Source organism: Burkholderia sp. HAN2018 (assembly GCF_024704855.1).
Taxonomy (GTDB): Bacteria; Pseudomonadota; Gammaproteobacteria; order Burkholderiales; family Burkholderiaceae; genus Burkholderia; species Burkholderia cepacia.
Window position 1 is genome coordinate 1 of the sequence record NZ_QOBB01000035.1, and the last position, 23248, is coordinate 23248.

The 23248-nt window shown below is 64.5% G+C and carries 23 protein-coding genes and 1 tRNA gene; 19 read left to right on the forward strand and 5 right to left on the reverse strand.

Annotated elements, in window-relative coordinates:
* Window positions 1-187 (reverse strand): DUF3619 family protein (locus DPV74_RS11655; RefSeq protein ID WP_119337208.1); only part of this gene is annotated, 187 nt, incomplete at its 3' end.
* A complete protein-coding gene (locus DPV74_RS11660) occupies window positions 184-747 on the reverse strand; it encodes an RNA polymerase sigma factor (protein WP_027784998.1) in 564 nt (187 codons plus the stop codon). The genes DPV74_RS11655 and DPV74_RS11660, both read right to left, overlap by 4 nt.
* 355 nt (window positions 748-1102) lie before the next feature.
* On the opposite strand from DPV74_RS11660, the gene DPV74_RS11665 reads away from it, so the two are divergent.
* The 6 genes from DPV74_RS11665 (at window position 1103) to DPV74_RS11690 (ending at window position 8111) form a co-directional block, all read left to right on the forward strand.
* Window positions 1103-2866, forward strand: coding sequence for an acetolactate synthase 3 catalytic subunit (locus DPV74_RS11665; RefSeq protein ID WP_027786860.1), 1764 nt, complete (start codon window positions 1103-1105; stop codon window positions 2864-2866).
* Window positions 2867-2977: 111 nt separating this feature from the next.
* The gene (gene ilvN / locus DPV74_RS11670; protein WP_011352712.1) at window positions 2978-3469 is read left to right on the forward strand and encodes an acetolactate synthase small subunit; all 492 of its coding nucleotides are present in this window, start codon (window positions 2978-2980) and stop codon (window positions 3467-3469) included.
* A gap of 104 nt (window positions 3470-3573) precedes the next feature.
* The gene (gene ilvC, locus DPV74_RS11675; RefSeq protein WP_021162800.1) at window positions 3574-4590 is read left to right on the forward strand and encodes a ketol-acid reductoisomerase; all 1017 of its coding nucleotides are present in this window, start codon (window positions 3574-3576) and stop codon (window positions 4588-4590) included.
* 127 nt (window positions 4591-4717) lie between these two features.
* Complete coding sequence (locus tag DPV74_RS11680) at window positions 4718-5362, forward strand: phosphatidylserine decarboxylase (protein WP_011352710.1); 645 nt, start codon at window positions 4718-4720, stop codon at window positions 5360-5362.
* A 15-nt stretch (window positions 5363-5377) separates the two neighbouring features.
* Window positions 5378-6250 carry a CDP-diacylglycerol--serine O-phosphatidyltransferase gene (gene pssA, locus DPV74_RS11685; protein ID WP_021162801.1) on the forward strand — a complete coding sequence of 291 codons (873 nt, stop codon included), beginning with the start codon at window positions 5378-5380 and terminating at the stop codon, window positions 6248-6250.
* A 316-nt stretch (window positions 6251-6566) separates the two neighbouring features.
* Window positions 6567-8111, forward strand: a complete 1545-nt coding sequence (locus DPV74_RS11690; RefSeq protein ID WP_027786861.1) for a 2-isopropylmalate synthase — start codon at window positions 6567-6569, stop codon at window positions 8109-8111.
* Between the two features lie 71 nt (window positions 8112-8182).
* Here DPV74_RS11690 and DPV74_RS11695 read toward each other — a convergent pair whose 3' ends face one another.
* The 3 genes from DPV74_RS11695 to DPV74_RS11705 form a co-directional block, all read right to left on the reverse strand.
* Entirely contained in the window at window positions 8183-9733 is a 1551-nt protein-coding gene (locus DPV74_RS11695; protein ID WP_119337209.1) for a SulP family inorganic anion transporter, read from the reverse strand.
* 33 nt (window positions 9734-9766) lie between these two features.
* A complete protein-coding gene (locus DPV74_RS11700; protein ID WP_060086022.1) occupies window positions 9767-10408 on the reverse strand; it encodes a carbonic anhydrase in 642 nt (213 codons plus the stop codon).
* 382 nt (window positions 10409-10790) lie between these two features.
* Complete coding sequence (locus DPV74_RS11705; RefSeq protein WP_027786864.1) at window positions 10791-11303, reverse strand: hypothetical protein; 513 nt, start codon at window positions 11301-11303, stop codon at window positions 10791-10793.
* Between the two features lie 169 nt (window positions 11304-11472).
* Here DPV74_RS11705 and DPV74_RS11710 point away from each other — a divergent pair, with 169 nt between their 5' ends.
* From DPV74_RS11710 to nuoF, 13 genes are all read left to right on the forward strand, one after another.
* Window positions 11473-12732: a branched-chain amino acid ABC transporter substrate-binding protein gene (locus DPV74_RS11710; RefSeq protein ID WP_119337210.1), complete on the forward strand. Its 1260-nt coding sequence runs from the start codon at window positions 11473-11475 to the stop codon at window positions 12730-12732.
* A 118-nt stretch (window positions 12733-12850) separates the two neighbouring features.
* Window positions 12851-13120, forward strand: a complete 270-nt coding sequence (gene rpsO, locus DPV74_RS11715) for a 30S ribosomal protein S15 (protein ID WP_006398792.1) — start codon at window positions 12851-12853, stop codon at window positions 13118-13120.
* 290 nt (window positions 13121-13410) lie between these two features.
* Window positions 13411-15558 (forward strand): polyribonucleotide nucleotidyltransferase, encoded by a 2148-nt coding sequence (gene pnp, locus DPV74_RS11720; RefSeq protein WP_042977387.1) that lies wholly within the window; start codon window positions 13411-13413, stop codon window positions 15556-15558.
* 152 nt (window positions 15559-15710) lie between these two features.
* Entirely contained in the window at window positions 15711-16730 is a 1020-nt protein-coding gene (locus DPV74_RS11725) for an NAD(P)H-quinone oxidoreductase (protein WP_060357746.1), read from the forward strand.
* 141 nt (window positions 16731-16871) lie between these two features.
* Window positions 16872-17627 carry a triose-phosphate isomerase gene (gene tpiA, locus DPV74_RS11730; RefSeq protein WP_021162811.1) on the forward strand — a complete coding sequence of 252 codons (756 nt, stop codon included), beginning with the start codon at window positions 16872-16874 and terminating at the stop codon, window positions 17625-17627.
* A 72-nt stretch (window positions 17628-17699) separates the two neighbouring features.
* On the forward strand, window positions 17700-18080 hold the full coding sequence (secG, locus tag DPV74_RS11735; RefSeq protein ID WP_027786867.1) for a preprotein translocase subunit SecG: 381 nt from the start codon (window positions 17700-17702) through the stop codon (window positions 18078-18080).
* A 112-nt stretch (window positions 18081-18192) separates the two neighbouring features.
* Window positions 18193-18277: transfer RNA gene (locus DPV74_RS11740), tRNA-Leu, on the forward strand.
* A 153-nt stretch (window positions 18278-18430) separates the two neighbouring features.
* Window positions 18431-18790 (forward strand): NADH-quinone oxidoreductase subunit A, encoded by a 360-nt coding sequence (locus DPV74_RS11745; RefSeq protein ID WP_006398798.1) that lies wholly within the window; start codon window positions 18431-18433, stop codon window positions 18788-18790.
* Window positions 18791-18852: 62 nt separating this feature from the next.
* Window positions 18853-19332: an NADH-quinone oxidoreductase subunit B family protein gene (locus tag DPV74_RS11750; RefSeq protein ID WP_006398799.1), complete on the forward strand. Its 480-nt coding sequence runs from the start codon at window positions 18853-18855 to the stop codon at window positions 19330-19332.
* A 21-nt stretch (window positions 19333-19353) separates the two neighbouring features.
* Window positions 19354-19956, forward strand: coding sequence for an NADH-quinone oxidoreductase subunit C (locus DPV74_RS11755; protein WP_006478264.1), 603 nt, complete (start codon window positions 19354-19356; stop codon window positions 19954-19956).
* A gap of 9 nt (window positions 19957-19965) precedes the next feature.
* A complete protein-coding gene (locus DPV74_RS11760) occupies window positions 19966-21219 on the forward strand; it encodes an NADH-quinone oxidoreductase subunit D (protein WP_006478265.1) in 1254 nt (417 codons plus the stop codon).
* A 185-nt stretch (window positions 21220-21404) separates the two neighbouring features.
* Window positions 21405-21890, forward strand: a complete 486-nt coding sequence (gene nuoE / locus DPV74_RS11765; protein WP_006756903.1) for an NADH-quinone oxidoreductase subunit NuoE — start codon at window positions 21405-21407, stop codon at window positions 21888-21890.
* A complete protein-coding gene (nuoF, locus tag DPV74_RS11770; RefSeq protein ID WP_006478267.1) occupies window positions 21887-23197 on the forward strand; it encodes an NADH-quinone oxidoreductase subunit NuoF in 1311 nt (436 codons plus the stop codon). Before nuoE ends, nuoF begins: the two co-directional genes overlap by 4 nt.
* Window positions 23198-23248 lie beyond the last annotated feature (51 nt).

Consider the following 23248-nt stretch of genomic DNA (forward strand, 5'->3'; position numbering starts at 1 on the left):
CGCCGGCGAAGGCCGGCACGAACACCGGCACGGTCGCGGCTTCGGGCTTCTTGCGCGCGAGCGCAGCCCGGCGGGCGGCGGCCAGACGGTCGGTGGTCGCGGCAGGCAGGTCGGCCGCGCGCTCGTCCAGCGCGCGGCGCACCTTCAGCGCGAATTCGTGTTCTCGATTTGCGGGAGCGGAGCTCATAGCGTGATTCCTTTGGCCTTGAGCGCTTGCGCCAGGGTGTGGGTGGCTCGCGAGCAGTGCGTCTTGACGCTGCCCTCGGAGCACCCCATTGCGGCGGCAGTCTCGGCGACATCCATATCTTCCCAATAACGCATCAGGAACGCTTCCCGTTGACGCGTCGGAAGTTTCTGGATTTCTTCGTCGATCAGGGCCAGAACCTGCTCTCGTTCGAGGCGGTGCTCGCTGCTTTCGACGCCCGCGTTGTCGTCCGCGGATTCGAGGGTTTCGAGCGGGTCGAAATCGTCGTCGTCGGTGTTGTTCAGCGACGAGAACAGCGTGACCCACGTGTTGCGGACCTTCTGCCGGCGGAACCAGTCGTGGATCGCGTTCTGCAGGATCCGCTGAAAAAGCAGCGGCAGCTCGGCCGCCGGCCGGTCGCCGTACTTCTCCGCAAGCTTGATCATCGCGTCCTGCACGATGTCGAGCGACGCATCGTCGTCACGCACGGCGTACGCGGCCTGCTTGAACGCGCGCCTTTCGACGCCCGCCAGAAAGTCGGCGAGTTCCTTGTCTGATGCCATTCCGTGAAGGTATGCGCTGCGGGCCGCTGCGTGGTGAAAAAGGTCGAAAAATTTCGTAAAACCCGCGGATGCTATCAAATTTTCGTGCCGCTTGGCACCGGGGCGGGCGCCGCACGTTGCGCGCGAGCCGCGGCGGCGGGGTGCCGGGCGGGGCCCATGATGCGCTGCGGGATATTTTGCTTGACGACCCATTCGCGACCCGCTATCGTCAGCGATTCGCAACATGAAGTGATGGTCTCATTTGAGGCTGGCCCAAGAAGCCTGCCCTTCAAACTGGACGCGCCGCTTGAACCCGAGCCACAAGCCCGGCAGAGAGCACCCGATCAATTTTTTGCCGAAAATTCGAAAGGTCAAAATGAACATGCCCAGCGCGGAATTCTCCACGTCGGAACCCCTTTCCCCTCCCGATAGCGACTCCATCGGCGGCACCGTGCTCATGAAGGCACTGGCCGATGAAAACGTCGAATTCATCTGGGGCTACCCCGGCGGCTCGGTACTCTACATCTACGACGAGCTTTACAAGCAGGACAAGATTCAGCACGTGCTGGTGCGCCACGAACAGGCGGCCGTGCACGCAGCCGATGCGTATGCGCGTTCCACCGGCAATGTCGGCGTCTGCCTCGTGACGTCGGGCCCCGGTGTCACCAACGCGGTGACCGGCATCGCAACGGCGTACATGGATTCGATCCCGATGGTCGTGATCAGCGGCCAGGTGCCCACGGCAGCGATCGGCCAGGACGCTTTCCAGGAGTGCGACACCGTCGGCATCACGCGTCCGTGCGTGAAGCACAACTTCCTCGTGAAGGACGTGCGCGACCTCGCGGAAACCGTCAAGAAGGCGTTCTACATCGCCCGCACCGGCCGTCCGGGCCCCGTGCTGATCGACATCCCGAAGGACATCTCGAAGACGCCGTGCCAGTACGAGCCGGTCAAGAGCGTGTCGCTGCGTTCGTACAACCCGGTCACGAAGGGCCATTCGGGTCAGATCCGCAAGGCCGTGTCGCTGCTGCTGACGGCGAAGCGTCCGTACATCTACACGGGCGGCGGCATCATCCTCGCCGACGCGTCGCGCGAACTGAACCAGTTCGCGGACCTGCTCGGCTACCCGGTCACGAACACGCTGATGGGCCTCGGCGGCTATCGCGCGTCGGACAAGAAATTCCTCGGCATGCTCGGCATGCACGGCACCTACGAAGCGAACATGGCGATGCAGCACTGCGACGTGCTGATCGCGATCGGTGCCCGCTTCGACGACCGTGTGATCGGCGATCCGGCGCACTTCGCGTCGCGTCCGCGCAAGATCATCCACATCGACATCGACCCGTCGTCGATCTCGAAGCGCGTGAAGGTCGACATCCCGATCGTCGGCGACGTGAAGGAGGTGCTGAAGGAGCTGATCGAGCAGCTGCAGACGGCCGAGCATGGCCCCGACACCGAAGCCCTCGCGCAATGGTGGAAGGACATCGAGGGCTGGCGCGCGAAGGACTGCCTGAAGTACGACCGCGAAAGCGAGATCATCAAGCCGCAGTACGTGGTCGAGAAGGCGTGGGAGCTGACGGACGGCAATGCGTTCGTGTGCTCGGACGTCGGCCAGCACCAGATGTGGGCGGCGCAGTTCTACCGTTTCAACAAGCCGCGTCGCTGGATCAACTCCGGCGGCCTCGGCACGATGGGCTTCGGCCTGCCGGCAGCGATGGGCGTCAAGATGGCGCACCCGGACGACGACGTGCTGTGCATCACGGGCGAAGGCTCGATCCAGATGTGCATTCAGGAGTTGTCGACCTGCCTGCAGTACGACACGCCCGTGAAGATCATTTCGCTGAACAACCGCTATCTCGGCATGGTTCGCCAGTGGCAGCAGATCGAATACAGCAAGCGCTATTCGCATTCGTACATGGATGCGCTGCCTGACTTCGTGAAGCTCGCCGAAGCGTACGGCCATGTCGGCATGCGGATCGAAAAGACTTCGGATGTGGAGCCGGCGCTGAAGGAAGCGCTGCGCCTGAAGGACCGCACCGTGTTTCTCGACTTCCAGACCGATCCGACCGAAAACGTCTGGCCGATGGTACAGGCCGGCAAGGGCATCACCGAGATGCTGCTCGGATCGGAAGACCTGTAACGGCGCGACGCGCGCCTGGGCCGAAGCGGCCGCCTTCACGAAGGGCGGTGCGGCACGCGGCGGCGCGCGGCGCGAGTGAATCGACACGGACACATTCTGGAAGAAGCGAACATGAGACACATCATTTCCGTCCTGCTGGAGAACGAACCGGGCGCGTTGTCGCGCGTGGTCGGTCTGTTTTCCGCACGCGGCTACAACATCGAAACCTTGACGGTGGCGCCGACCGAAGACCAATCGCTGTCGCGGCTCACCATCGTTTCCATTGGCTCCGACGACGTGATCGAACAGATCACGAAGCATCTGAACCGCCTGATCGAGGTGGTGAAAGTGGTGGACCTGACCGACGGTGCACACATCGAACGCGAGCTGATGCTGATCAAGGTACGTGCAGTGGGCAAGGAGCGCGAAGAAATGAAGCGGATGGCGGACATTTTCCGCGGCCGCATCATCGACGTGACCGAAAAGACCTACACGATCGAATTGACGGGCGCGAGCGACAAGCTCGACGCATTCATCCAGGGGCTGGACGCGGGCGCGATCCTCGAGACCGTGCGCACCGGCAGCTCCGGCATCGGACGCGGCGAGCGCATCCTGAAGGTGTGATGCCGACATTGCCAAAGTGGCACGCCGGGTGCGCCGTCATGTCCCGGCCCGCAGTACTCCATCCGAACGAATTGTTGAATTTTTGAATTAGCGAAGGAACCATCATGAACGTTTTCTACGACAAAGACGCTGACCTCTCCCTCATCAAGGGCAAGCAAGTCACGATCATCGGCTACGGCTCGCAAGGCCATGCACACGCGCTGAACCTGAAGGACAGCGGTGTCAACGTGACGGTCGGCCTGCGCAAGGGCGGCGCGTCGTGGAGCAAGGCCGAGAACGCCGGCCTGTCGGTCAAGGAAGTCGCGGAAGCGGTGAAGGGCGCCGACGTCGTGATGATGCTGCTGCCGGACGAGCAGATCGCCGACGTGTACGCGAAGGAAGTGCACGAGAACATCAAGCAGGGCTCGGCGCTGGCATTCGCGCACGGCTTCAACGTCCACTACGGCGCGGTGATCCCGCGCGCCGACCTCGACGTGATCATGATCGCGCCGAAGGCGCCGGGCCACACCGTGCGCGGCACGTACTCGCAAGGTGGCGGCGTGCCGCACCTGATCGCGGTTGCGCAGAACAAGTCGGGCGCGGCACGCGACATCGCGCTGTCGTACGCTGCGGCGAACGGCGGCGGCCGTGCCGGCATCATCGAGACGAACTTCCGTGAAGAAACCGAAACCGACCTGTTCGGCGAGCAGGCCGTGCTGTGCGGCGGTACCGTCGAGCTGATCAAGGCTGGTTTCGAAACGCTGGTCGAGGCAGGTTACGCGCCGGAAATGGCGTACTTCGAGTGCCTGCACGAACTGAAGCTGATCGTCGACCTGATCTACGAAGGCGGCATCGCGAACATGAACTACTCGATCTCGAACAACGCCGAGTACGGCGAGTACGTGACGGGCCCGCGCATCGTGACGGAAGAGACGAAGAAGGCGATGAAGCAGTGCCTGACCGACATCCAGACGGGCGAGTACGCGAAGAGCTTCATCCTCGAGAACAAGGCAGGCGCACCGACGCTGCAGTCGCGCCGTCGCCTGACGGCCGAGCACCAGATCGAGCAGGTCGGTGCGAAGCTGCGCGCGATGATGCCGTGGATCGCGAAGAACAAGCTCGTCGACCAGACGAAGAACTAAGCACCGCGTGCTGTTCCGGCCCCTCGAATAGAGGGCCGGTACCAAAAAGCCGCCCGAAGGCAGCAGTGCCCCGGGCGGCTTTTGTTATGCTACGGGCTTTGCAATTCACCGAACACAGAACGAATCCATGAACTATCCTCATCCGATCATCGCGCGCGAAGGCTGGCCGTTCATCGCGATTGCTGCCGTCATCGCGCTGTTGATCCACGCCGTCGGGGGCTTCGGCTTCGCGTGGCCGTTCTGGCTGCTGCTCGTCTTCGTCGTCCAGTTCTTCCGTGATCCGCAGCGCCCGATCCCGGCGCAGCCGAACGCGGTGCTGTGCCCGGCAGACGGTCGCATCGTCGCGGTCGAGACCGCGCAGGATCCGTACGCGAACCGCGAAGCGCTGAAGATCAGCGTGTTCATGAATGTATTCAACGTCCATTCGCAGCGCTCGCCGGTCGATGGCGCGATCTCCAAGGTCGAGTACTTCCCGGGTGCGTTCCTGAACGCGGCGATCGACAAGGCATCCACCGAGAACGAGCGTAACGCGGTCGTGATCCAGACGGCGAGCGGCAAGACCGTGACTGCCGTGCAGATCGCCGGCCTCGTCGCACGCCGGATTCTCTGCTACGTGCGCGCCGGCGAGCCGCTGTCGCGCGGCCAGCGCTACGGTTTCATCCGCTTCGGTTCGCGCGTCGACGTGTACCTGCCGCTCGGCAGCCGCGCGAAGGTATCGATCGGCGAGAAGGTCTACGCGTCGTCGACGATCCTCGCCGAGCTCGAACAGTAAGCGGCGGGGCGCACGATGGCCGCATTCAAACCGCGTCGGCCGCGCAACGGCGCCGGCCAGACGCCACGCCCGTTCCGCCGCAACAAGGGGATGGCCGCCGATCCGGTGCCGATCGAGAGCCGCCGCGCCGCGCGCCAGCGGTTCCTGAAGACGCGCGGCATCTACCTGCTGCCGAACGCGTTCACGACCGCCGCGCTGTTCTGCGGCTTCTTCGCGGTCGTGCAGGCGATGAACGTGCGCTTCGAGATCGCCGCAATCGCGATTTTCGTGGCGATGGTGCTCGACGGGATGGACGGGCGCGTCGCGCGGATGACGCATACGCAGAGCGCGTTCGGCGAGCAGTTCGACAGCCTGTCGGACATGGTGTCGTTCGGTGTCGCGCCCGCGCTCGTGATGTACGAGTGGGTGCTGAAGGATCTCGGCCGCTGGGGCTGGCTTGCCGCGTTCGTCTACTGCTCGGGCGCCGCGCTGCGCCTCGCGCGCTTCAACACGAACATCGGCGTCGTCGACAAGCGTTTCTTCCAGGGGCTGCCGAGCCCGGCCGCCGCCGCGCTGATCGCGGGCTTCGTGTGGCTCGCCACCGACAACCGCGTGCCGATGAAGCTCGGCTGGCTGCCGTGGGTCGCATTCGTGCTGACGATCTATGCGGGCGTGACGATGGTGTCGAACGCGCCGTTCTACAGCGGCAAGGCGCTCGACGTGCGGCACCGCGTGCCGTTCGCGGCGATCCTGCTGGTCGTCGTCGCGTTCGTGCTCGTGTCGTCCGACCCGCCGCTGATGCTGTTCTGCCTGTTCGTGCTGTACGGGCTGTCCGGCTACGTGTTCTGGGCCTACATGGCCGTGCGCGGGCGGGCAAACCCCGCGCGCTCGTCGCAGCGCGATCACTGACGCGCGTTGTTTACCCGGAAACGGCGGCCTCGGGGCCGCCGTTTTCATTTGTCCCCCTGTTCGACCCAGGCTGCCGGAAACCCCGGGTGCCGTCCGATTGCGCACCCAACGGAATGCCGCTATAGTCTTCGGCATGACTGCATTTTCCCGCCTCTCCCTCCTTCTAGCCGGTGCGCCGCTACGCGCGCTAGCTTCGGCGCGCCTGCCGCGCTGACCGTTCCCGCCCTCCGTCAAGCTTCGTCTGTTGTTGAGCGTCGCCAACGGTGGCGCGATCTCGTTACGTTTGACTTCCGTATAAAGAGCCCTGGAGCCCCCCATGACAGACAAGCTGATCATTTTCGATACGACGTTGCGTGACGGCGAACAATCGCCCGGCGCGTCGATGACGAAGGAAGAGAAAATCCGCATCGCGAAGCATCTCGAGCGGATGAAGGTCGACGTGATCGAGGCCGGCTTCGCGGCCAGCTCGAACGGCGATTTCGACGCGATCCACACGATCGCCGGTCTCGTGAAGGACAGCACGATCTGCTCGCTGGCGCGGGCCAACGACAAGGACATCCAGCGTGCGGCCGACGCGCTGAAGCCGGCCAACAGCTCGCGGATCCACACGTTCATCGCGACGTCGCCGCTGCACATGGAGAAGAAGCTGCGCATGACGCCGGACCAGGTGTTCGAGCAGGCGCGTCTCGCGGTGCGTTTCGCACGCAAGTTCACCGATAACGTCGAATTCTCGCCGGAAGACGGCAGCCGTTCGGACCTCGACTTCCTGTGCCGCGTGCTGGAAGCCGTGATCGCCGAAGGGGCGACGACCATCAACATCGCCGACACGGTCGGCTACGGCGTGCCCGAGCTCTACGGCAACCTCGTGAAGACGCTGCGCGAACGTATTCCGAACTCGGACAAGGCGATCTTCTCCGTGCATTGCCACAACGACCTCGGGATGGCGGTGGCGAACTCGCTCGCCGGCGTGAAGATCGGCGGCGCGCGCCAGATCGAGTGCACGATCAACGGTCTCGGCGAGCGCGCGGGCAACACGTCGCTCGAGGAAATCGTGATGGCGGTGAAGACCCGCAAGGACTACTTCGGCCTCGACGTCGGCATCGACACGACGCAGATCGTGCCGACGTCGAAGCTCGTGTCGCAGATCACCGGCTTCGTCGTGCAGCCGAACAAGGCGGTGGTCGGCGCGAATGCGTTCGCGCACGCATCGGGCATCCACCAGGACGGCGTGCTGAAGGCGCGCGACACCTACGAGATCATGCGCGCGGAAGACGTGGGCTGGACCGCGAACAAGATCGTGCTCGGCAAGCTGTCGGGCCGTAACGCGTTCAAGCAGCGCCTGCAGGAGCTCGGCGTGTCGCTCGACAGCGAAAGCGAACTGAACGCGGCGTTCATGCGCTTCAAGGATCTGGCCGATCGCAAGGCCGAGATCTTCGACGAGGACATTATCGCGATCGTGTCCGAGGAATCGGCGCTCGCACACGAGCAGGAACACTTCAAGTTCGTGTCGCTGTCGCAGCACTCGGAAACGGGCGAGCAGCCGCACGCGAAGGTCGTGTTCGGGGTCGACGGCAAGGAAGTGACCGGCGAGGCGCGCGGCAACGGCCCGGTCGACGCGACGTTCAATGCGATCGAGAGCGAAGTCGGCAGTGGTTCCGAGCTGCTGCTGTATTCGGTGAACGCGATCACGACCGGTACGCAGGCGCAGGGTGAAGTGACTGTCCGGCTGTCGAAGAGCGGGCGGATCGTCAACGGCGTCGGCACCGATCCGGACATCGTCGCCGCATCCGCGAAGGCGTACATCTCCGCGCTGAACAAGCTGCATTCGAAGGACGACAAGGTCAATCCGCAGCGCTCGTAAGCGCCGCGCGTCGCGCATCACCGAAACGCCCCGTGCGGCCCTGCGCCGCCGGGGCGTTTTTCATGCACCGCTCATTCGGCAGCCGGCGCACGGAACAGCCAGCGGCGCGCGGCCGTGCGCGGCACCGGGCTGCGGCGCCGGAACTCGACGGCGATGCCACGTCGCGGCGCATCGGCGACGAACGCGTCGAGCAGTTCGAGCACGTCGTGATCGATGTAATCGGCGCGTGTCGCGTCGATGATCACCGCGGCCCGGTCGGGGATGTGCCGCAGGTGATGCTTGACCTGAACCTTGCCGAGAAACGACACGTCCTTGCGGAACGACAGCAGGAAGTGGTCGTCGTGCTGCGCGAGCGTCACGGGGCTCTTCAGGTTCGCGACGGCGACGACCAGCACGCTGCACGCGAGGCCGAGCGCGATGCCGAACAGCAGGTCAACCGCGAGCACGCCGGCGATCGTCGCGGCGAACGGCACGAAGGCGGCCGGCCCCTGTTTCATCACCGAGCGGAACAGCGCCGGTTTCGCCAGCTTGAAGCCGGTATGGATCAGGATCGCGGCCAGGCTCGCGAGCGGGATCAGGTTGATCAGCCCGGTGAGCGCGAACACGCTCGCGAGCAGCAGCATCCCGTGCACGATCGCCGACATCCGGCTTTGCGCGCCCGCGTTGACGTTCACCGAACTGCGCACGATCACCGACGTGATCGGCAGCCCGCCGACCGCGCCCGCGACGAGATTGCCGACGCCCTGGGCCTTGAGTTCGCGATCGGGCTGGGTCGGCCGGCGCTTCGGGTCGATCTGCTCGACGGCTTCGAGGCTCAGCAGCGTCTCGAGGCTCGCGACGACCGCGAGCGTGATCGCGACGCGCCACACGTCCGGATTGACGAGCTGCGCGAAGTTCGGGCCGAGCTCCGCATGCTTGAGCGACGCCGCAAAGGCCGCGAACGAGCCGAGTTCGGGCAGCGTCACGCGATGGGCGGCACCCGGCGCGACCGACGGTGCGACGATGCTCAGCACGAGCGTGGCGCCGATACCCAGCACGACGACCGCAAGCGGAGCCGGCACCGAGCGCACCAGCGCGAAGCGGCGCAGCGCGGACGTGTCCCACGCGATCAGCAGCGCGAGCGACGCAAGCGCGATGGCCGTGGCGGCCCACGCGACCGGCAGGCCGGGCCAGTTCGCAAACGATTGCGCGGCCGACCCGCCGATACCGAACGCGAACGGAATCTGTTTCACGATCAGCAGCAGGCCGATCGCGGCGAGCATGCCCTTGATGACGGGTGACGGTACGTAGGCGGCGAAGCGGCCGGCGCGCAGCATGCCGAACCCGAACTGCAGGACGCCGGACAGCAGCACCGCGAGCAGGAATGCGGAGAAGCTGCCGAGTTGTGCGATGCCTTCGACGACGATCACGACGAGGCCGGCGGCCGGCCCGCTGACGGACAGCGACGAGCCGCTCAGCAGCGCGACGACGATGCCGCCGACGATGCCGGATACGAGCCCGGCAAACGGTTCGACACCGGATGCATTGGCGATGCCGAGACACAGCGGCAGCGCGACGAGGAACACGACGACGCCCGCGACGATGTCGCGCGGCAGGGTGGACAGACGCTGGTTCAGTTTCATGGTCGGGATGATTTCATTGGCTTTGGGGGCAGGTCAGCCGAGCGCGCAGGCCGCGACGGCCTGCACGGGTTCGACGTCGGCGGGCGGGGTGGTGTAGCCGGAATCGAGTTCCTTCAGGCGGCCGTCCGCGAGCGAAAAGATCCAGCCGTGCACGAGCGGTGGCCGTTCGCGGCCCTGCACGATCGGGGACGCGCGCAGCAGCCGCACCTGTTCGAGCACGTTGAGCTCGGCGAGGCGGTCGGCGGCGGCCGTGTCGTCGAGCCCGTCCAGCGTGTCACGATGCCGTCGCGCGAGCGCGCACAGCGGCGCGATGCGGCGTGCGACGTGCGGCAGGTCGGACGGCGGCGGCAGCAGCGATGCGCGTACGCCGCCGCACCCGTAGTGCCCGCACACGATCACGTGGTCGACCTGCAGCACGCGCACCGCGTACTCGAGCACGCTGGCGGAATTGTCGTCGTCGGGATGGAACAGGTTCGCGATGTTGCGATGGACGAACAGCTCGCCGGGTGCGCAGTGCGTGATGGTTTCGGCCGGCACGCGGCTGTCGGCGCAGCCGATCCACAGCACGCGCGGGTTCTGGCCGCGCGCGAGCGCGTCGAAGAAACCGGGCGTGTGTTCACGCGTTTCGCGGGCCCAGGCGATGTTGGCAACCAGCATGCTCTTGGGGCGATTCATGAGGACTCCTTTGAGATAAAGGCAATCGAATATCGGCAAAAATGACGAAATGGCATTCTTTCTAAATTGAAAGGTTGAGTTTCGACTGATATTAGGGGTATGCCCTAGCGCTTCGGGGGTGTTGAAACAAATTGTTTCAAATTGGTTTGGCGTAGTGCATTGCATGCACCAACTCACCGCATGATATGCACTGCGCGTGCCTGTTTTCAGGCAAAGGCCCGTATGACGGGGATGTCAGCGAATTGCCATCGGCCTGTCATCGATCGGAAAAGATTTCCGTCGCATTTGCCGAATTAATAAGCCGGCGGAAAAAAGGAAATGGCCATTCACGCAATGATTCGTGAATGGCCATCGAGATAATTGCGCGTAAATGCGTAATCGGTCAGAACAGGTTGCGGCGGTCGGGGTCGTGCAACGGGTCGGGTGTTTTCTGCGTGATGCGCAGGATGCCCTGCGGGTCGAAGTAGAAGCTGTACATCATGTACCAGACGTTGTCCTCGAGATACCGGTACGTCCATACCTCGCGCTTCATCAGCGGGAAGTAGGACGTCTCGACGGGGCGTCCGAAGTTGACGAGGACGTCGGTCTTCGTCCACTTGCCGATCTCCGCACGATAGAACTCGCTCGGCTGCAGGACCTGACGCACGTTGACGATCTTGTGGGCCGCATCGACGTCGGCCGCGACGGTGATCTCGCCCATCGGCTGGGTTGGCCACATCAGGCGCTTGCCGCCGCCGGGCAGGTCGTAGATCTCGCGCGGCGGGCCCATGCGTGCGACGATCGCCGACTCGTCCTGGCCGGCCTGGTATTGCTGCCACGGTTGCGCGCAACCGGTCAGCAGCGCGGCGGCGCTGGCGAGCAGCACCGGCAGGCGCGCGGAAATGCGAATGCGCATGGGGATTCTCCAGAACACGGAAACAAGTCCCGTTTTATCACGGACGGCGAGCGATCGCGCATCGCTTGGAAAAAATCGGTGCGGATCGCCGGCACGGTCACGCTTGCGGGCGGCGGGGGCGCCGGCCTATGATCCGCGCTTCTCGGGCTGATTGAAGGGCAGGTGGCCGATGCAGGGGTGGAAGCGGTGCGCGCTCGCGTTGAGCGCGGGGTGGATGCTGGTGTCGTCCGCATTTGCCGGCGGCGAGCCGGTGCGGATCGCGCTGATCGAAGGGATGTCGGGCCCGTTCGCGAACGCGGGCGCGGCGGTCGAGCGCAACCTGCGCTTCGGCGTCGAGCAGGTGAACGCGGCGGGCGGCGTGAAGCTGCGCGACGGCGCGCACCCGCTCGAACTCGTCGTGCTCGACAGCAAGGGCAGCCCCGAGGAGGCGCTCGTGCAGCTGCGCGCGGCCGCGGATCGCCACATCGGCTTCGTCACGCAGGGCAACAGCTCGGCCGTCGCGGCCGCGCTCGTCGCGGCGCTCGACAAGCTGAACGCGCGCGATCCGGACAACCGGATGCTGTTCCTCAACTATTCGGCCGACGATCCGGCGCTGACCGGCGCGCGCTGCAGTTTCTGGCATTTCCGCTTCGATGCGCACGCCGGCATGCGGATGGCCGCACTCGCGGACGTGATGGCACGCGACCGCGCGCTGCGCAAGGTCTACCTGCTGAACCAGGACTACAGTTTCGGCCACGACGTCAGCACGCTCGCACGGCAGGCGCTGGCCGCACGGCGCCCGGACGTGACGATCGCCGGCGACGAGTTCCACCCGATCGGCCGGATCAAGGATTTCTCGCCGTACATCGCGAAGATTCGCGCGAGCGGCGCCGACGCCGTCGTGACCGGCAACTGGGGCAACGACCTCACGCTGCTCGTGAAGGCGGCGCGGGAGCAAGGGCTGAATGCGAAGTTCTACACGTTCTACGGCAACAGCCTCGGCGCGCCGGCAGCCCTCGGCGACGCCGGTGTCGGGCGGGTCGTCGCCGTGGCGGACTGGCACCCGAACGCAGGCGGTGCGAAATCGGACGCGTTCTACCGGGCGTTCCGGAACCGTTTTCCAGCCGCCCAGGACGACTATCCGGTGCGGCGGATGAGCCTGATGATCGAGATGCTGGCCGCCGCGATGAACCGTGCGGGTTCGGCCGACCCTGTCGCGGTCGCGCGTGCGCTCGAGGGGCTGTCGTTCGACGACGGCTTCCACGCGTCGCGGATGCGCGCGCAGGACCATCAGTTGATCCAGCCCCTTTACGTGATGGAGATGGAAAAGGCCGGCACGCCGGGCGTGCGCTTCGACAACGAGGGGTCGGGCTATGGCTTCCGGACGGTGCTCGCGGTGCCGGCGCAGCGTACCGAGATGCCGTCCGCCTGCTCGATGACACGCCCGTGACAGGGGGCGGTAAGAACGGCGTGGAGTTGTGCTACAATGCCCGCCGGTTGTAAGTCACGGCACGGCCATTCTTCCGTGTCCGCCTGTTCAGTTAGAAAGTAGAAACCAAGGAAATCTCATGTCTGTTGCAGATATCAAGAAGTCGGAAGTCGTTGCTCAGTTCGCCCGCGGTACGAACGACACGGGGTCGCCCGAAGTCCAGGTCGCACTGCTGACCGCACGTATCGTCGAACTGACGGGTCACTTCAAGACCCACGCGAAGGATCACCACAGCCGCCGCGGCCTGCTGCGCATGGTGAGCCGCCGCCGCAAGCTGCTCGACTACCTCAAGGGCAAGGATGCCGACCGTTACCGCGCACTGATCGAGAAGCTGGGTCTGCGTAAGTAATCGAGGCGATTGCCGCCAGCAAGATGCCTGTGTCAGTCCGCTGATACAGGCATTTTGTTTTTGCGCGTTGCGTAGCGTCACACGCATCGCAGGCTGTCCGGCACGACCGTGCGGGGCCGCCGCAACGACTGATACCGGGGCAGGATTTGTGTCATTCCAGCGCGTCGCTGCACGAGTGCCGCGCTGGAATGGCATAAAAAACACACCTTGCTCCGGGTGATTCGGTCGGGACGCCGCCGCGCGGGATGGCCGGCGCGGCGAATGAAATGCATGAATTCAAAGGAGCAACCATGTCCATGTTCAACAAGGTCGTGAAGGAATTCCAGTGGGGCCAGCACAAGGTGCGCCTCGAAACCGGTGAAGTCGCTCGCCAGGCAAGCGGCGCCGTGATCGTCGACGTCGAAGACACCGTCGTGCTGGCAACCGTCGTCGGCGCGAAGTCGGCGAAGCCGGGTCAGGACTTCTTCCCGCTGACCGTCGATTACCTCGAGAAGACCTACTCGGCCGGCAAGATCCCGGGTGGCTTCTTCCGTCGCGAAGGCCGTCCGTCGGAGCACGAGACGCTGACGTCGCGCCTGATCGACCGTCCGCTGCGCCCGCTGTTCCCGGAAGGCTTCTACAACGAAGTCCAGGTCGTGATCCACGTGCTGTCCGTGAACCCGGAAATCCCGGCGGACATCCCCGCGCTGATCGGCGCATCGGCTGCGCTCGCCGTGTCGGGCCTGCCGTTCAACGGCCCGGTCGGTGCTGCGCGCGTTGCCTACATCGACAACGCCTACGTGCTGAACCCGACGCGTGACCAGATCAAGGCATCGAGCCTCGACCTCGTCGTCGCGGGTACGGAGCGTGCGGTGCTGATGGTCGAATCGGAAGCCGACCAGCTGTCGGAAGACGTGATGCTGGGCGCCGTGGTGTTCGGCCACGAGCAGATGCAAGTCGCGATCGACGCGATCCACGAACTGGTGCGCGAAGGCGGCAAGCCCGAGTGGGACTGGCAGCCGGCGCCGAAGAACGAGGCGCTGATCGCACGCGTGACCGAGCTGGCACAGAACGACCTGCTCGCCGCTTACCAGCTGCGCGACAAGCAAGCGCGTTCGACGAAGCTGAAGGAAGTTTACGCAGCGACCTCGGCGAAGCTCGAGGAAGACGCGCTGGCAGCCGGTACGGCAGCGGCCGACAAGGCCACCGTCGGCAACGTGCTGTTCGACATCGAAGCGAAGATCGTCCGTTCGCAGATCCTGAACGGCGAGCCGCGTATCGACGGCCGCGACACGCGCACCGTGCGCCCGATCGAGATCCGTACCGGCGTGCTGCCGCGTACCCACGGCTCGGCGCTGTTCACGCGCGGCGAAACGCAGGCGCTGGTCGTCGCGACGCTCGGCACGAAGGGTGACGAGCAGATCATCGACGCGCTCGAAGGCGAATACCGCGAGCGCTTCATGCTCCACTACAACATGCCCCCGTTCGCGACCGGCGAAACGGGCCGCGTCGGCTCGCCGAAGCGTCGCGAAATCGGCCACGGCCGCCTCGCGAAGCGCGCGCTGGTCAAGTGCCTGCCGAGCGCCGACGAATTCGGCTACTCGATCCGCGTCGTGTCGGAAATCACCGAATCGAACGGTTCGTCGTCGATGGCATCGGTGTGCGGCGGCTGCCTCGCGCTGATGGACGCCGGCGTGCCGATGAAGGCGCACGTCGCGGGTATCGCGATGGGCCTGATCCTCGAAGGCAACAAGTTCGCGGTGCTGACCGACATCCTCGGCGACGAAGATCACCTCGGCGACATGGACTTCAAGGTCGCGGGCACCGAGCAGGGCGTGACCGCGCTGCAGATGGACATCAAGATCCAGGGCATCACGAAGGAAATCATGCAGGTCGCGCTCGCGCAGGCGAAGGAAGGCCGCATGCACATCCTCGGCAAGATGACGTCGGCGGTTTCGGGTGCGAACACGCAACTGTCGGAATTCGCGCCGCGCATGATCACGATCAAGATCAACCCGGAAAAGATCCGCGACGTGATCGGCAAGGGCGGTTCGGTGATCCGCGCGCTGACGGAAGAAACGGGCACGACCATTGACATCTCGGACGACGGCGTCGTGACGATCGCGAGCACGAACAGCGACGGCATGGCCGAAGCGAAGAAGCGCATCGAGCAAATCACGGCCGAGATCGAAGTCGGCCAGGTGTACGAAGGCACGGTTCTGAAGCTGCTCGATTTCGGCGCGATCGTGAACCTGCTGCCGGGCAAGGATGGCCTGCTGCACATCTCGGAAATCGTCAACGAGCGTGTGAAGGACATCAACGACTACCTGAAGGAAGGCCAGCAAGTGAAGGTCAAGGTCATCCAGACGGACGAAAAGGGTCGCGTGCGCCTGTCGGCGAAGGCGCTGCTGAATGAAGCAGCGGCAGCTGCGCAGTCGGATACGCCGCCGCAGCAGTAAGCGGGCAGGCAGACGAACGGCCGGCAGTGCGAAAGCGTGCCGGCCGTTTTTTCTGTAGCATCGTTGTGCGGCGCAGCAGCGCCGGCAACGCGTCCGTGCCGCGTGCGGGCGCACCATCCGATTCCGATCCTGATCCCGGAGCGACCATCACCATGAAAGCCATCGAAATCACCGAATTCGGCGCCCCCGACGTGCTGAAGCTCGCGGAGCGCCCGCGCCCCGAACCGAAGCGCGGCGAAGTGCTGATCAAGGTGGCGGCTTCCGGCGTGAACCGGCCCGACGTGTTTCAGCGCAAGGGCGCGTATGCGCCGCCGCCGGGCGCGTCGGATCTCCCGGGCCTCGAGGTCGCGGGTGAGATCGTCGGCGGCGACCTGTCCGACGCGGCGCTGAACCCGTTCGGCCTGAAGCTGGGCGATCGTGTGTGTGCGCTGCTCGCGGGCGGCGGTTATGCCGAGTATGCGGTCGCGCCGCTGCTGCAATGCCTGCCGGTACCCGACGGGCTTACGGATATCGAGGCCGCGTCGCTGCCCGAAACGTTCTTCACCGTATGGAGCAACGTGTTCGACCGTGCGCAGCTCGGTGCGGGCGAGGGCGGCGAGCAGGAGACGCTGCTCGTGCAGGGCGGCTCGAGCGGCATCGGCGTGACGGCGATCCAGATCGCGCATGCGCTCGGCTTTCGCGTGTTCGCGACGGCCGGTACTGCCGACAAGTGCCGCGCGTGCGAGGCGCTCGGCGCCGAACGCGCGATCAACTACAAGACGGAAGACTTCGTCGAGGTCGTGAAGTCGCTGACGCACGATCGCGGCGTCGACGTGATCCTCGACATGGTGGCGGGCTCGTACGTGCCGCGCGAACTGTCCGCACTCGCGGATGGCGGCCGTCTCGTGCTGATCGCGCTGCTCGGCGGCGCGAAGGCCGACATCAACCTCGGCGAGATCCTGCGTCGCCGGCTGACGATCACGGGCTCGACGCTGCGCCCGCGTCCGGTCGAGTTCAAGGCGCAGATCGCCGCGCAACTGAAGGCGCGCGTGTGGCCGCTGATTGCCGATGGCCGTATCAAGCCGGTGATCTATCGTGTATTGCCGGCCGCGGATGCCGCGCAGGCGCATGCGCTGATGGAAAGCAGCGAGCACACCGGCAAGATCGTCCTGGATTGGGGGTCGAACGCCTGACGGCCCGTGTGGCCGGGCTTGACATGCGCGGTTTGACCGGTTCAAGCCGTGCGCAGTAAAATCGCGGGTTTGCTTCGCCAGATCAAACCTGACGGCCGGTTTCCGGCACGTTAATGACCAAGCGGTGACGAGACAGACACGATGTCGAAACAGAGAACTAAGCGTGTGATCGGCAACTGGAAGATGCACGGCCGGCTGGCCGGCAACCAGGCGTTGCTGAACGAAGTGGTGCAGGGTGCGGGCGCGGTGGCGGCCGAAACATCGGTCGGCGTGTGCGTGCCGTTCCCGTATCTCGCGCAGGTTCAGGCGCAGCTCGACGGCGGCCGTGTGGCCTGGGGTGCGCAGGATGTGTCGGCGCACGAACAGGGCGCGTTCACCGGCGAAGTGGCAGCCGCGATGGTCGCGGAGTTCGGCGCACGCTATGCGATCGTCGGTCATTCGGAGCGTCGCGCGTATCACGGCGAGCGCAACGAGACGGTCGCGGCGAAGACGCAGCGCGCGCTCGCGGCGGGGCTCACGCCGGTCGTGTGCGTTGGCGAGACGCTCGACGAGCGCGAGTCGGGTGCGACCGAGCAGGTGGTCGGTGCGCAGCTCGACGCAGTGCTGGCCGTGCTGACGGCCGACGAGGCTGCGCGCATCGTCGTCGCGTACGAGCCGGTCTGGGCGATCGGCACGGGCAAGAGCGCGACGTCGGCGCAGGCACAGGACGTGCATGCGTTCCTGCGTGGGCGTCTCGCGGCAAAGGGTGCGGCGGACGTGTCCGTGTTGTACGGCGGCAGCGTGAAGCCGGACAACGCGGAAGAGCTGTTCGCGCAGCCGGACATCGACGGTGGCCTGATCGGCGGCGCGTCGCTGAAGGCGGAAGATTTCCTGGCGATCTGCCGGGCCGCGCGATAAGCGGTCCGGGATCGAATTGAACCATGAGGGCGGCCGGTCGTTCCGGTCGCCCGATCCAATCGGGTGGGTGTGATGCTGTTATTCAAGACGCTGATTATTGTGGTGCAGGTGCTGTCTGCACTCGGTGTGATTGGTCTCGTGCTGCTGCAGCACGGCAAGGGTGCCGACATGGGCGCTGCGTTCGGCAGCGGCGCGTCGGGCAGCCTGTTCGGTGCCACGGGGTCGGCGAACTTCCTGTCGCGTACGACGGGCATTCTCGCGACGATCTTCTTCGTCGCGACGCTGGCGCTGACGTATCTCGGTTCGTACAAGTCGACGCCGTCGGCCGGTGTGCTCGGCACGGCAGCGACCGCGCCGGCATCGGCACCTGCAGCATCGGCGCCGGTAGTCGCGGCATCGGCTGCCGTTGCGGGTTCGGCTGCGAGCGCGCCGGGCCAGGATGTCCCGAAATAAAAAGTTAAAATTTTTGCGATTGTGCGTTGAACAATTCCGGGACTCGGGTTAGAATTTAATTCTTGAAGCGATTCGCGGGAAACAAGTAGTTACAACCCCGGTTGCATGCAGTGCCGACGTGGTGAAATTGGTAGACACGCTATCTTGAGGGGGTAGTGGCGAAAGCTGTGCGAGTTCGAGTCTCGCCGTCGGCACCAAAGTTACTCAATGCCAGCCGCTTCTAGTGGCTGGCATTTTTCATTTCTGGGGTGTGCTTGCGGTTGTCTTGCGATCGCGTGCACTCCGAAATGATTCCTTCCGCCGGAAGTGGTATTCTCCGGACGCTCAGAACCAACCGATAGAGGATTGCCTTGAACCTCGCAGCCTATTACCCCGTCTTGTTGTTCCTCCTCGTGGGCACTGGTTTAGGTATAGCGCTGGTCAGCATCGGCAAGCTTCTTGGTCCCAACAAGCCGGACGTCGAGAAGAACGCACCGTACGAGTGCGGCTTCGAAGCCTTTGAAGACGCCCGGATGAAATTCGACGTCCGGTACTACCTCGTCGCCATCCTGTTCATCATCTTCGATCTCGAAACCGCATTCCTGTTTCCGTGGGGCGTCGCGCTCCGGGACATCGGCTGGCCGGGTTTCATCGCAATGATGATTTTTCTGCTCGAATTCCTGCTGGGCTTTGCCTATATCTGGAAGAAAGGCGGCCTCGACTGGGAGTGATGGGTTAATCGCCGGTTTGCATGGGCGGCCACGCTCGGTCGCTCGTCTGGAGTGGAAAGCAAATGAGTATCGAAGGGGTCTTGAAGGAAGGGTTTGTCACCACGACGGCTGACAAGCTGATCAACTGGACGCGTACCGGCTCGCTGTGGCCGATGACGTTCGGGCTCGCGTGTTGCGCCGTCGAAATGATGCATGCGGGCGCGGCCCGTTACGATCTGGACCGGTTCGGCGTCGTGTTCCGCCCGAGCCCGCGTCAGTCGGACGTGATGATCGTCGCCGGCACGCTCTGCAACAAGATGGCGCCCGCGCTGCGCCGCGTGTACGACCAGATGGCCGAGCCGCGCTGGGTGATCTCGATGGGGTCGTGCGCGAACGGCGGTGGCTACTACCACTACTCGTACTCGGTGGTTCGCGGCTGCGACCGGATCGTACCGGTCGACGTCTACGTGCCGGGCTGTCCGCCCACGGCCGAGGCGCTGGTCTACGGCGTGATCCAGCTTCAGGCGAAGATCCGCCGCACCAATACCATCGCCCGTCAATAAAGCCCCGAGCGTCCCCTCAATATGGCAAGCAAAATCGAGACCCTCAAGGCAAACCTCGAAGCCGCGCTCGGCGCGCGCGTGGTGAGCCTCACCGAAGCGATCGGTGAACTGACGCTCGTCGTGAAGGCGAGCGATTACCTCGAAGTCGCAAAGACGCTGCGCGACGATCCGAAGCTCCGTTTCGAGCAGCTGATCGACCTGTGCGGCGTCGACTACCAGACCTTCGGCGACGGCGCCTACGACGGCCCGCGTTTCGCGGCCGTGTCGCACCTGCTCTCGGTCACGAACAACTGGCGTCTGCGCCTGCGCGCATTCGCGCCGGACGACGACCTGCCGATCGTGGCATCGCTGGTCGACATCTGGACCTCCGCGAACTGGTACGAGCGCGAAGCGTTCGACCTGTACGGCATCGTGTTCGAAGGCCACCCCGACCTGCGTCGCATCCTCACCGACTACGGCTTCATCGGCCACCCGTTCCGCAAGGACTTCCCGGTGTCGGGTTACGTCGAAATGCGTTACGACCCGGAAGAGAAGCGGGTCGTGTACCAGCCGGTGACGATCGAGCCGCGCGAAATCACGCCGCGCGTGATCCGCGAGGATCGCTATGGCGGTCTGAAACATTAAGGGGGCGTCATGGCAGAAATCAAGAACTACACGCTCAACTTCGGCCCGCAGCACCCGGCAGCGCACGGCGTGCTGCGCCTCGTGCTCGAGCTCGACGGCGAAGTCATTCAGCGTGCCGATCCGCACATCGGCCTGCTGCACCGCGCGACGGAAAAGCTCGCGGAATCCAAAACATTCATCCAGTCCGTGCCGTACATGGACCGTCTCGACTACGTGTCGATGATGGTCAACGAGCACGGCTACGTGCTCGCGATCGAAAAGCTGCTCGGCATCGAAGTGCCTGAGCGCGCCCAGTACATCCGCGTGCTGTTCGACGAGATCACGCGCGTGCTGAACCACCTGATGTGGATCGGCGCGCACGCACTCGACGTCGGCGCGATGGCGGTGTTCCTGTACGCATTCCGCGAACGCGAAGACCTGATGGACGTGTACGAAGCGGTGTCCGGTGCCCGGATGCACGCGGCGTACTACCGTCCGGGCGGCGTCTACCGCGACCTGCCTGACGCAATGCCGCAATACAAGGCGTCGAAGATTCGCAACGAGAAGGCGCTCGCGAAGATGAACGAAGCGCGCAGCGGCTCGGTGCTCGACTTCATCGACGACTTCTTCACACGCTTCCCGAAGTGCGTCGACGAATACGAAACGCTGCTCACCGACAACCGGATCTGGAAGCAGCGTCTGGTCGGGATCGGCGTGGTCAGCCCGGAACGTGCGCTGCAGATGGGCCTGACGGGCCCGATGCTGCGCGGCTCGGGCATCGCCTGGGACCTGCGCAAGAAGCAACCGTACGAAGTGTACGATCGCATGGATTTCGACGTGCCGGTCGGCGTGAATGGCGATTGCTACGACCGCTACCTGGTTCGCGTCGAAGAAATGCGCCAGTCGATCCGTATCGCGAAACAGTGTATTGAGTGGCTCCGCAAGAATCCGGGCCCGGTGATGACCGACAATCACAAGGTTGCACCGCCGTCGCGCGTCGGCATGAAGACCAACATGGAAGACTTGATTCACCACTTCAAGCTCTTCACCGAAGGTTTCCATGTGCCGGAAGGCGAAGCGTACGCGGCGGTCGAGCATCCGAAGGGTGAGTTCGGCATCTACCTCGTGTCGGACGGTGCCAACAAGCCGTATCGCCTCAAGATTCGCGCACCGGGTTTCGCGCACCTGGCGTCGCTCGACGAAATGGCGCGCGGTCACATGATCGCCGACGCCGTCACGATCATCGGTACGCAGGACATCGTGTTCGGCGAAATCGATCGCTAATGGTTGCGCCGCCCGTTTGTCGCGGGCGGCGAGCGGTAAGTCACACGCGAAGTCACATGCTGCATGCGCTGAACCGGCGCGGCTTCGCAAGCTGTCAACAGAGTGAGCGCCAGGTCTGCCGTCCATGCACCCCAGTGTGCGGCAGGTTGTTCGTTCGGTAGGAATTGAAAGAGTCGTGTCTGAAAATGATCTCAGCTGAAGGCCTGAAGGAAATCGATCGAGCGTTGACGAAGTATCCCGCCGATCAGAAACAGTCCGCCGTGATGTCGGCGTTGGCCGTTGCTCAGGAAGAGCACGGCTGGCTGTCGCCCGAACTGATGCAGTTCGTTGCGGACTATCTCGGCATGCCGGCCGTTGCCGTGCAGGAAGTCGCGACGTTCTACACGATGTACGAGCTCAACCCGGTCGGCAAGCACAAGATCACGCTCTGTACGAACCTGCCGTGCCAGCTTGGCCCGCACGGCGGCGCGGAAGCGACTGCCGACTACCTGAAACAGAAGCTGGGCATCGGCTTCGGCGAGACCACGCCTGACGGCAAGTTCACGCTGAAGGAAGGCGAATGCATGGGCTCGTGCGGCGATGCGCCGGTGCTGCTGGTGAACAATCACAGAATGTGCAGCTTCATGAGCCGCGAGAAGATCGACCAGCTGCTTGAGGAGCTCTCGAAATGACGTCCCTCCACGACCGTCACATCAAACCGCTGATCCTCGCTGGTCTGAACGGCGAGAACTGGCATCTCGAAGATTACGTCGCGCGCGGCGGCTACAAGCAGCTGCGCCGCATTCTCGAAGAAAAGATTCCGCCCGAGCAGGTGATCGCCGACGTCAAGGCGTCGGGCCTGCGCGGCCGCGGCGGTGCGGGTTTTCCGACCGGCCTGAAGTGGAGCTTCATGCCGCGTCAGTTCCCGGGGCAGAAGTACCTCGTCTGCAACTCGGACGAAGGCGAGCCGGGTACGTTCAAGGATCGCGACATCCTGCGCTGGAACCCGCACGCGCTGATCGAAGGCATGGCCATCGGCGCGTACGCGATGGGCATCACCGTCGGCTACAACTACATTCACGGCGAAATCTTCGAAGTGTATCGACGCTTCGAGGCCGCGCTCGATGAAGCGCGTGCAGCGGGTTTCCTCGGCGACAACATCATGGGCTCGGAATTCTCGTTCCAGCTGCACGCGCACCACGGTTACGGCGCGTACATCTGTGGCGAGGAAACGGCGCTGCTCGAGTCGCTCGAAGGCAAGAAGGGCCAGCCGCGCTTCAAGCCGCCGTTCCCGGCGAGCTTCGGCGTGTACGGCAAGCCGACCACGATCAACAACACCGAGACGTTCGCCGCGGTGCCGTTCCTGCTGTCCATCGGGCCGCAGAATTACCTCGAGATCGGCAAGCCGAACAACGGCGGCACGAAGATTTTCTCGGTATCGGGCGACGTCGAGCGTCCGGGCAACTACGAAGTGCCGCTCGGCACGCCGTTCGCGACGCTGATGGAGCTCGCCGGCGGGATGCGCGGCGGCAAGAAGATCAAGGCCGTGATTCCGGGCGGGTCGTCGGCACCGGTGATCCCGGGCGACATCATGATGCAGACGGATCTCGACTACGATTCGATCGCGAAGGCGGGCTCGATGCTCGGTTCCGGCGCGGTGATCGTGATGGACGAGACGCGCTGCATGGTGCGCTCGCTGCTGCGCCTGTCGTACTTCTACTACGAGGAATCGTGCGGCCAGTGCACGCCGTGCCGTGAAGGCACCGGCTGGCTGTATCGCGTCGTGAACCGTATCGAGCACGGCGAAGGGCGCCAGGAAGATCTGGACCTGCTGAACTCGGTGGCCGAGAACATCATGGGCCGCACGATCTGTGCACTCGGCGATGCGGCGGCGATGCCGGTACGCGGGATGCTCAAGCACTACTGGGACGAATTCGCGTACCACGTCGAGCATAAGCACTGCATGGTCGGCGGCCACGCGCACGCGGCGGCGGCCTGAAGCGAACCCGGTTGCGGAATTTGAGCGCACGGTCGGGCGAAGGCGCGAACG

Excerpts from the sequence above, each read along its gene's own strand:
- DPV74_RS11660 (WP_027784998.1), bottom strand. The coding sequence starts at position 747 with ATGGCATCAGACAAGGAACTCGCCGACTTTCTGGCGGGCGTCGAAAGG.
- DPV74_RS11665 (WP_027786860.1), top strand. The coding sequence starts at position 1,103 with ATGAACATGCCCAGCGCGGAATTCTCCACGTCGGAACCCCTTTCCCCT.
- ilvN (WP_011352712.1), top strand. The coding sequence starts at position 2,978 with ATGAGACACATCATTTCCGTCCTGCTGGAGAACGAACCGGGCGCGTTG.
- ilvC (WP_021162800.1), top strand. The coding sequence starts at position 3,574 with ATGAACGTTTTCTACGACAAAGACGCTGACCTCTCCCTCATCAAGGGC.
- DPV74_RS11680 (WP_011352710.1), top strand. The coding sequence starts at position 4,718 with ATGAACTATCCTCATCCGATCATCGCGCGCGAAGGCTGGCCGTTCATC.
- pssA (WP_021162801.1), top strand. The coding sequence starts at position 5,378 with ATGGCCGCATTCAAACCGCGTCGGCCGCGCAACGGCGCCGGCCAGACG.
- DPV74_RS11690 (WP_027786861.1), top strand. The coding sequence starts at position 6,567 with ATGACAGACAAGCTGATCATTTTCGATACGACGTTGCGTGACGGCGAA.
- DPV74_RS11695 (WP_119337209.1), bottom strand. The coding sequence starts at position 9,733 with ATGAAACTGAACCAGCGTCTGTCCACCCTGCCGCGCGACATCGTCGCG.
- DPV74_RS11700 (WP_060086022.1), bottom strand. The coding sequence starts at position 10,408 with ATGAATCGCCCCAAGAGCATGCTGGTTGCCAACATCGCCTGGGCCCGC.
- DPV74_RS11705 (WP_027786864.1), bottom strand. The coding sequence starts at position 11,303 with ATGCGCATTCGCATTTCCGCGCGCCTGCCGGTGCTGCTCGCCAGCGCC.
- DPV74_RS11710 (WP_119337210.1), top strand. The coding sequence starts at position 11,473 with ATGCAGGGGTGGAAGCGGTGCGCGCTCGCGTTGAGCGCGGGGTGGATG.
- rpsO (WP_006398792.1), top strand. The coding sequence starts at position 12,851 with ATGTCTGTTGCAGATATCAAGAAGTCGGAAGTCGTTGCTCAGTTCGCC.
- pnp (WP_042977387.1), top strand. The coding sequence starts at position 13,411 with ATGTCCATGTTCAACAAGGTCGTGAAGGAATTCCAGTGGGGCCAGCAC.
- DPV74_RS11725 (WP_060357746.1), top strand. The coding sequence starts at position 15,711 with ATGAAAGCCATCGAAATCACCGAATTCGGCGCCCCCGACGTGCTGAAG.
- tpiA (WP_021162811.1), top strand. The coding sequence starts at position 16,872 with ATGTCGAAACAGAGAACTAAGCGTGTGATCGGCAACTGGAAGATGCAC.
- secG (WP_027786867.1), top strand. The coding sequence starts at position 17,700 with ATGCTGTTATTCAAGACGCTGATTATTGTGGTGCAGGTGCTGTCTGCA.
- DPV74_RS11750 (WP_006398799.1), top strand. The coding sequence starts at position 18,853 with ATGAGTATCGAAGGGGTCTTGAAGGAAGGGTTTGTCACCACGACGGCT.
- DPV74_RS11755 (WP_006478264.1), top strand. The coding sequence starts at position 19,354 with ATGGCAAGCAAAATCGAGACCCTCAAGGCAAACCTCGAAGCCGCGCTC.
- DPV74_RS11760 (WP_006478265.1), top strand. The coding sequence starts at position 19,966 with ATGGCAGAAATCAAGAACTACACGCTCAACTTCGGCCCGCAGCACCCG.
- nuoE (WP_006756903.1), top strand. The coding sequence starts at position 21,405 with ATGATCTCAGCTGAAGGCCTGAAGGAAATCGATCGAGCGTTGACGAAG.
- nuoF (WP_006478267.1), top strand. The coding sequence starts at position 21,887 with ATGACGTCCCTCCACGACCGTCACATCAAACCGCTGATCCTCGCTGGT.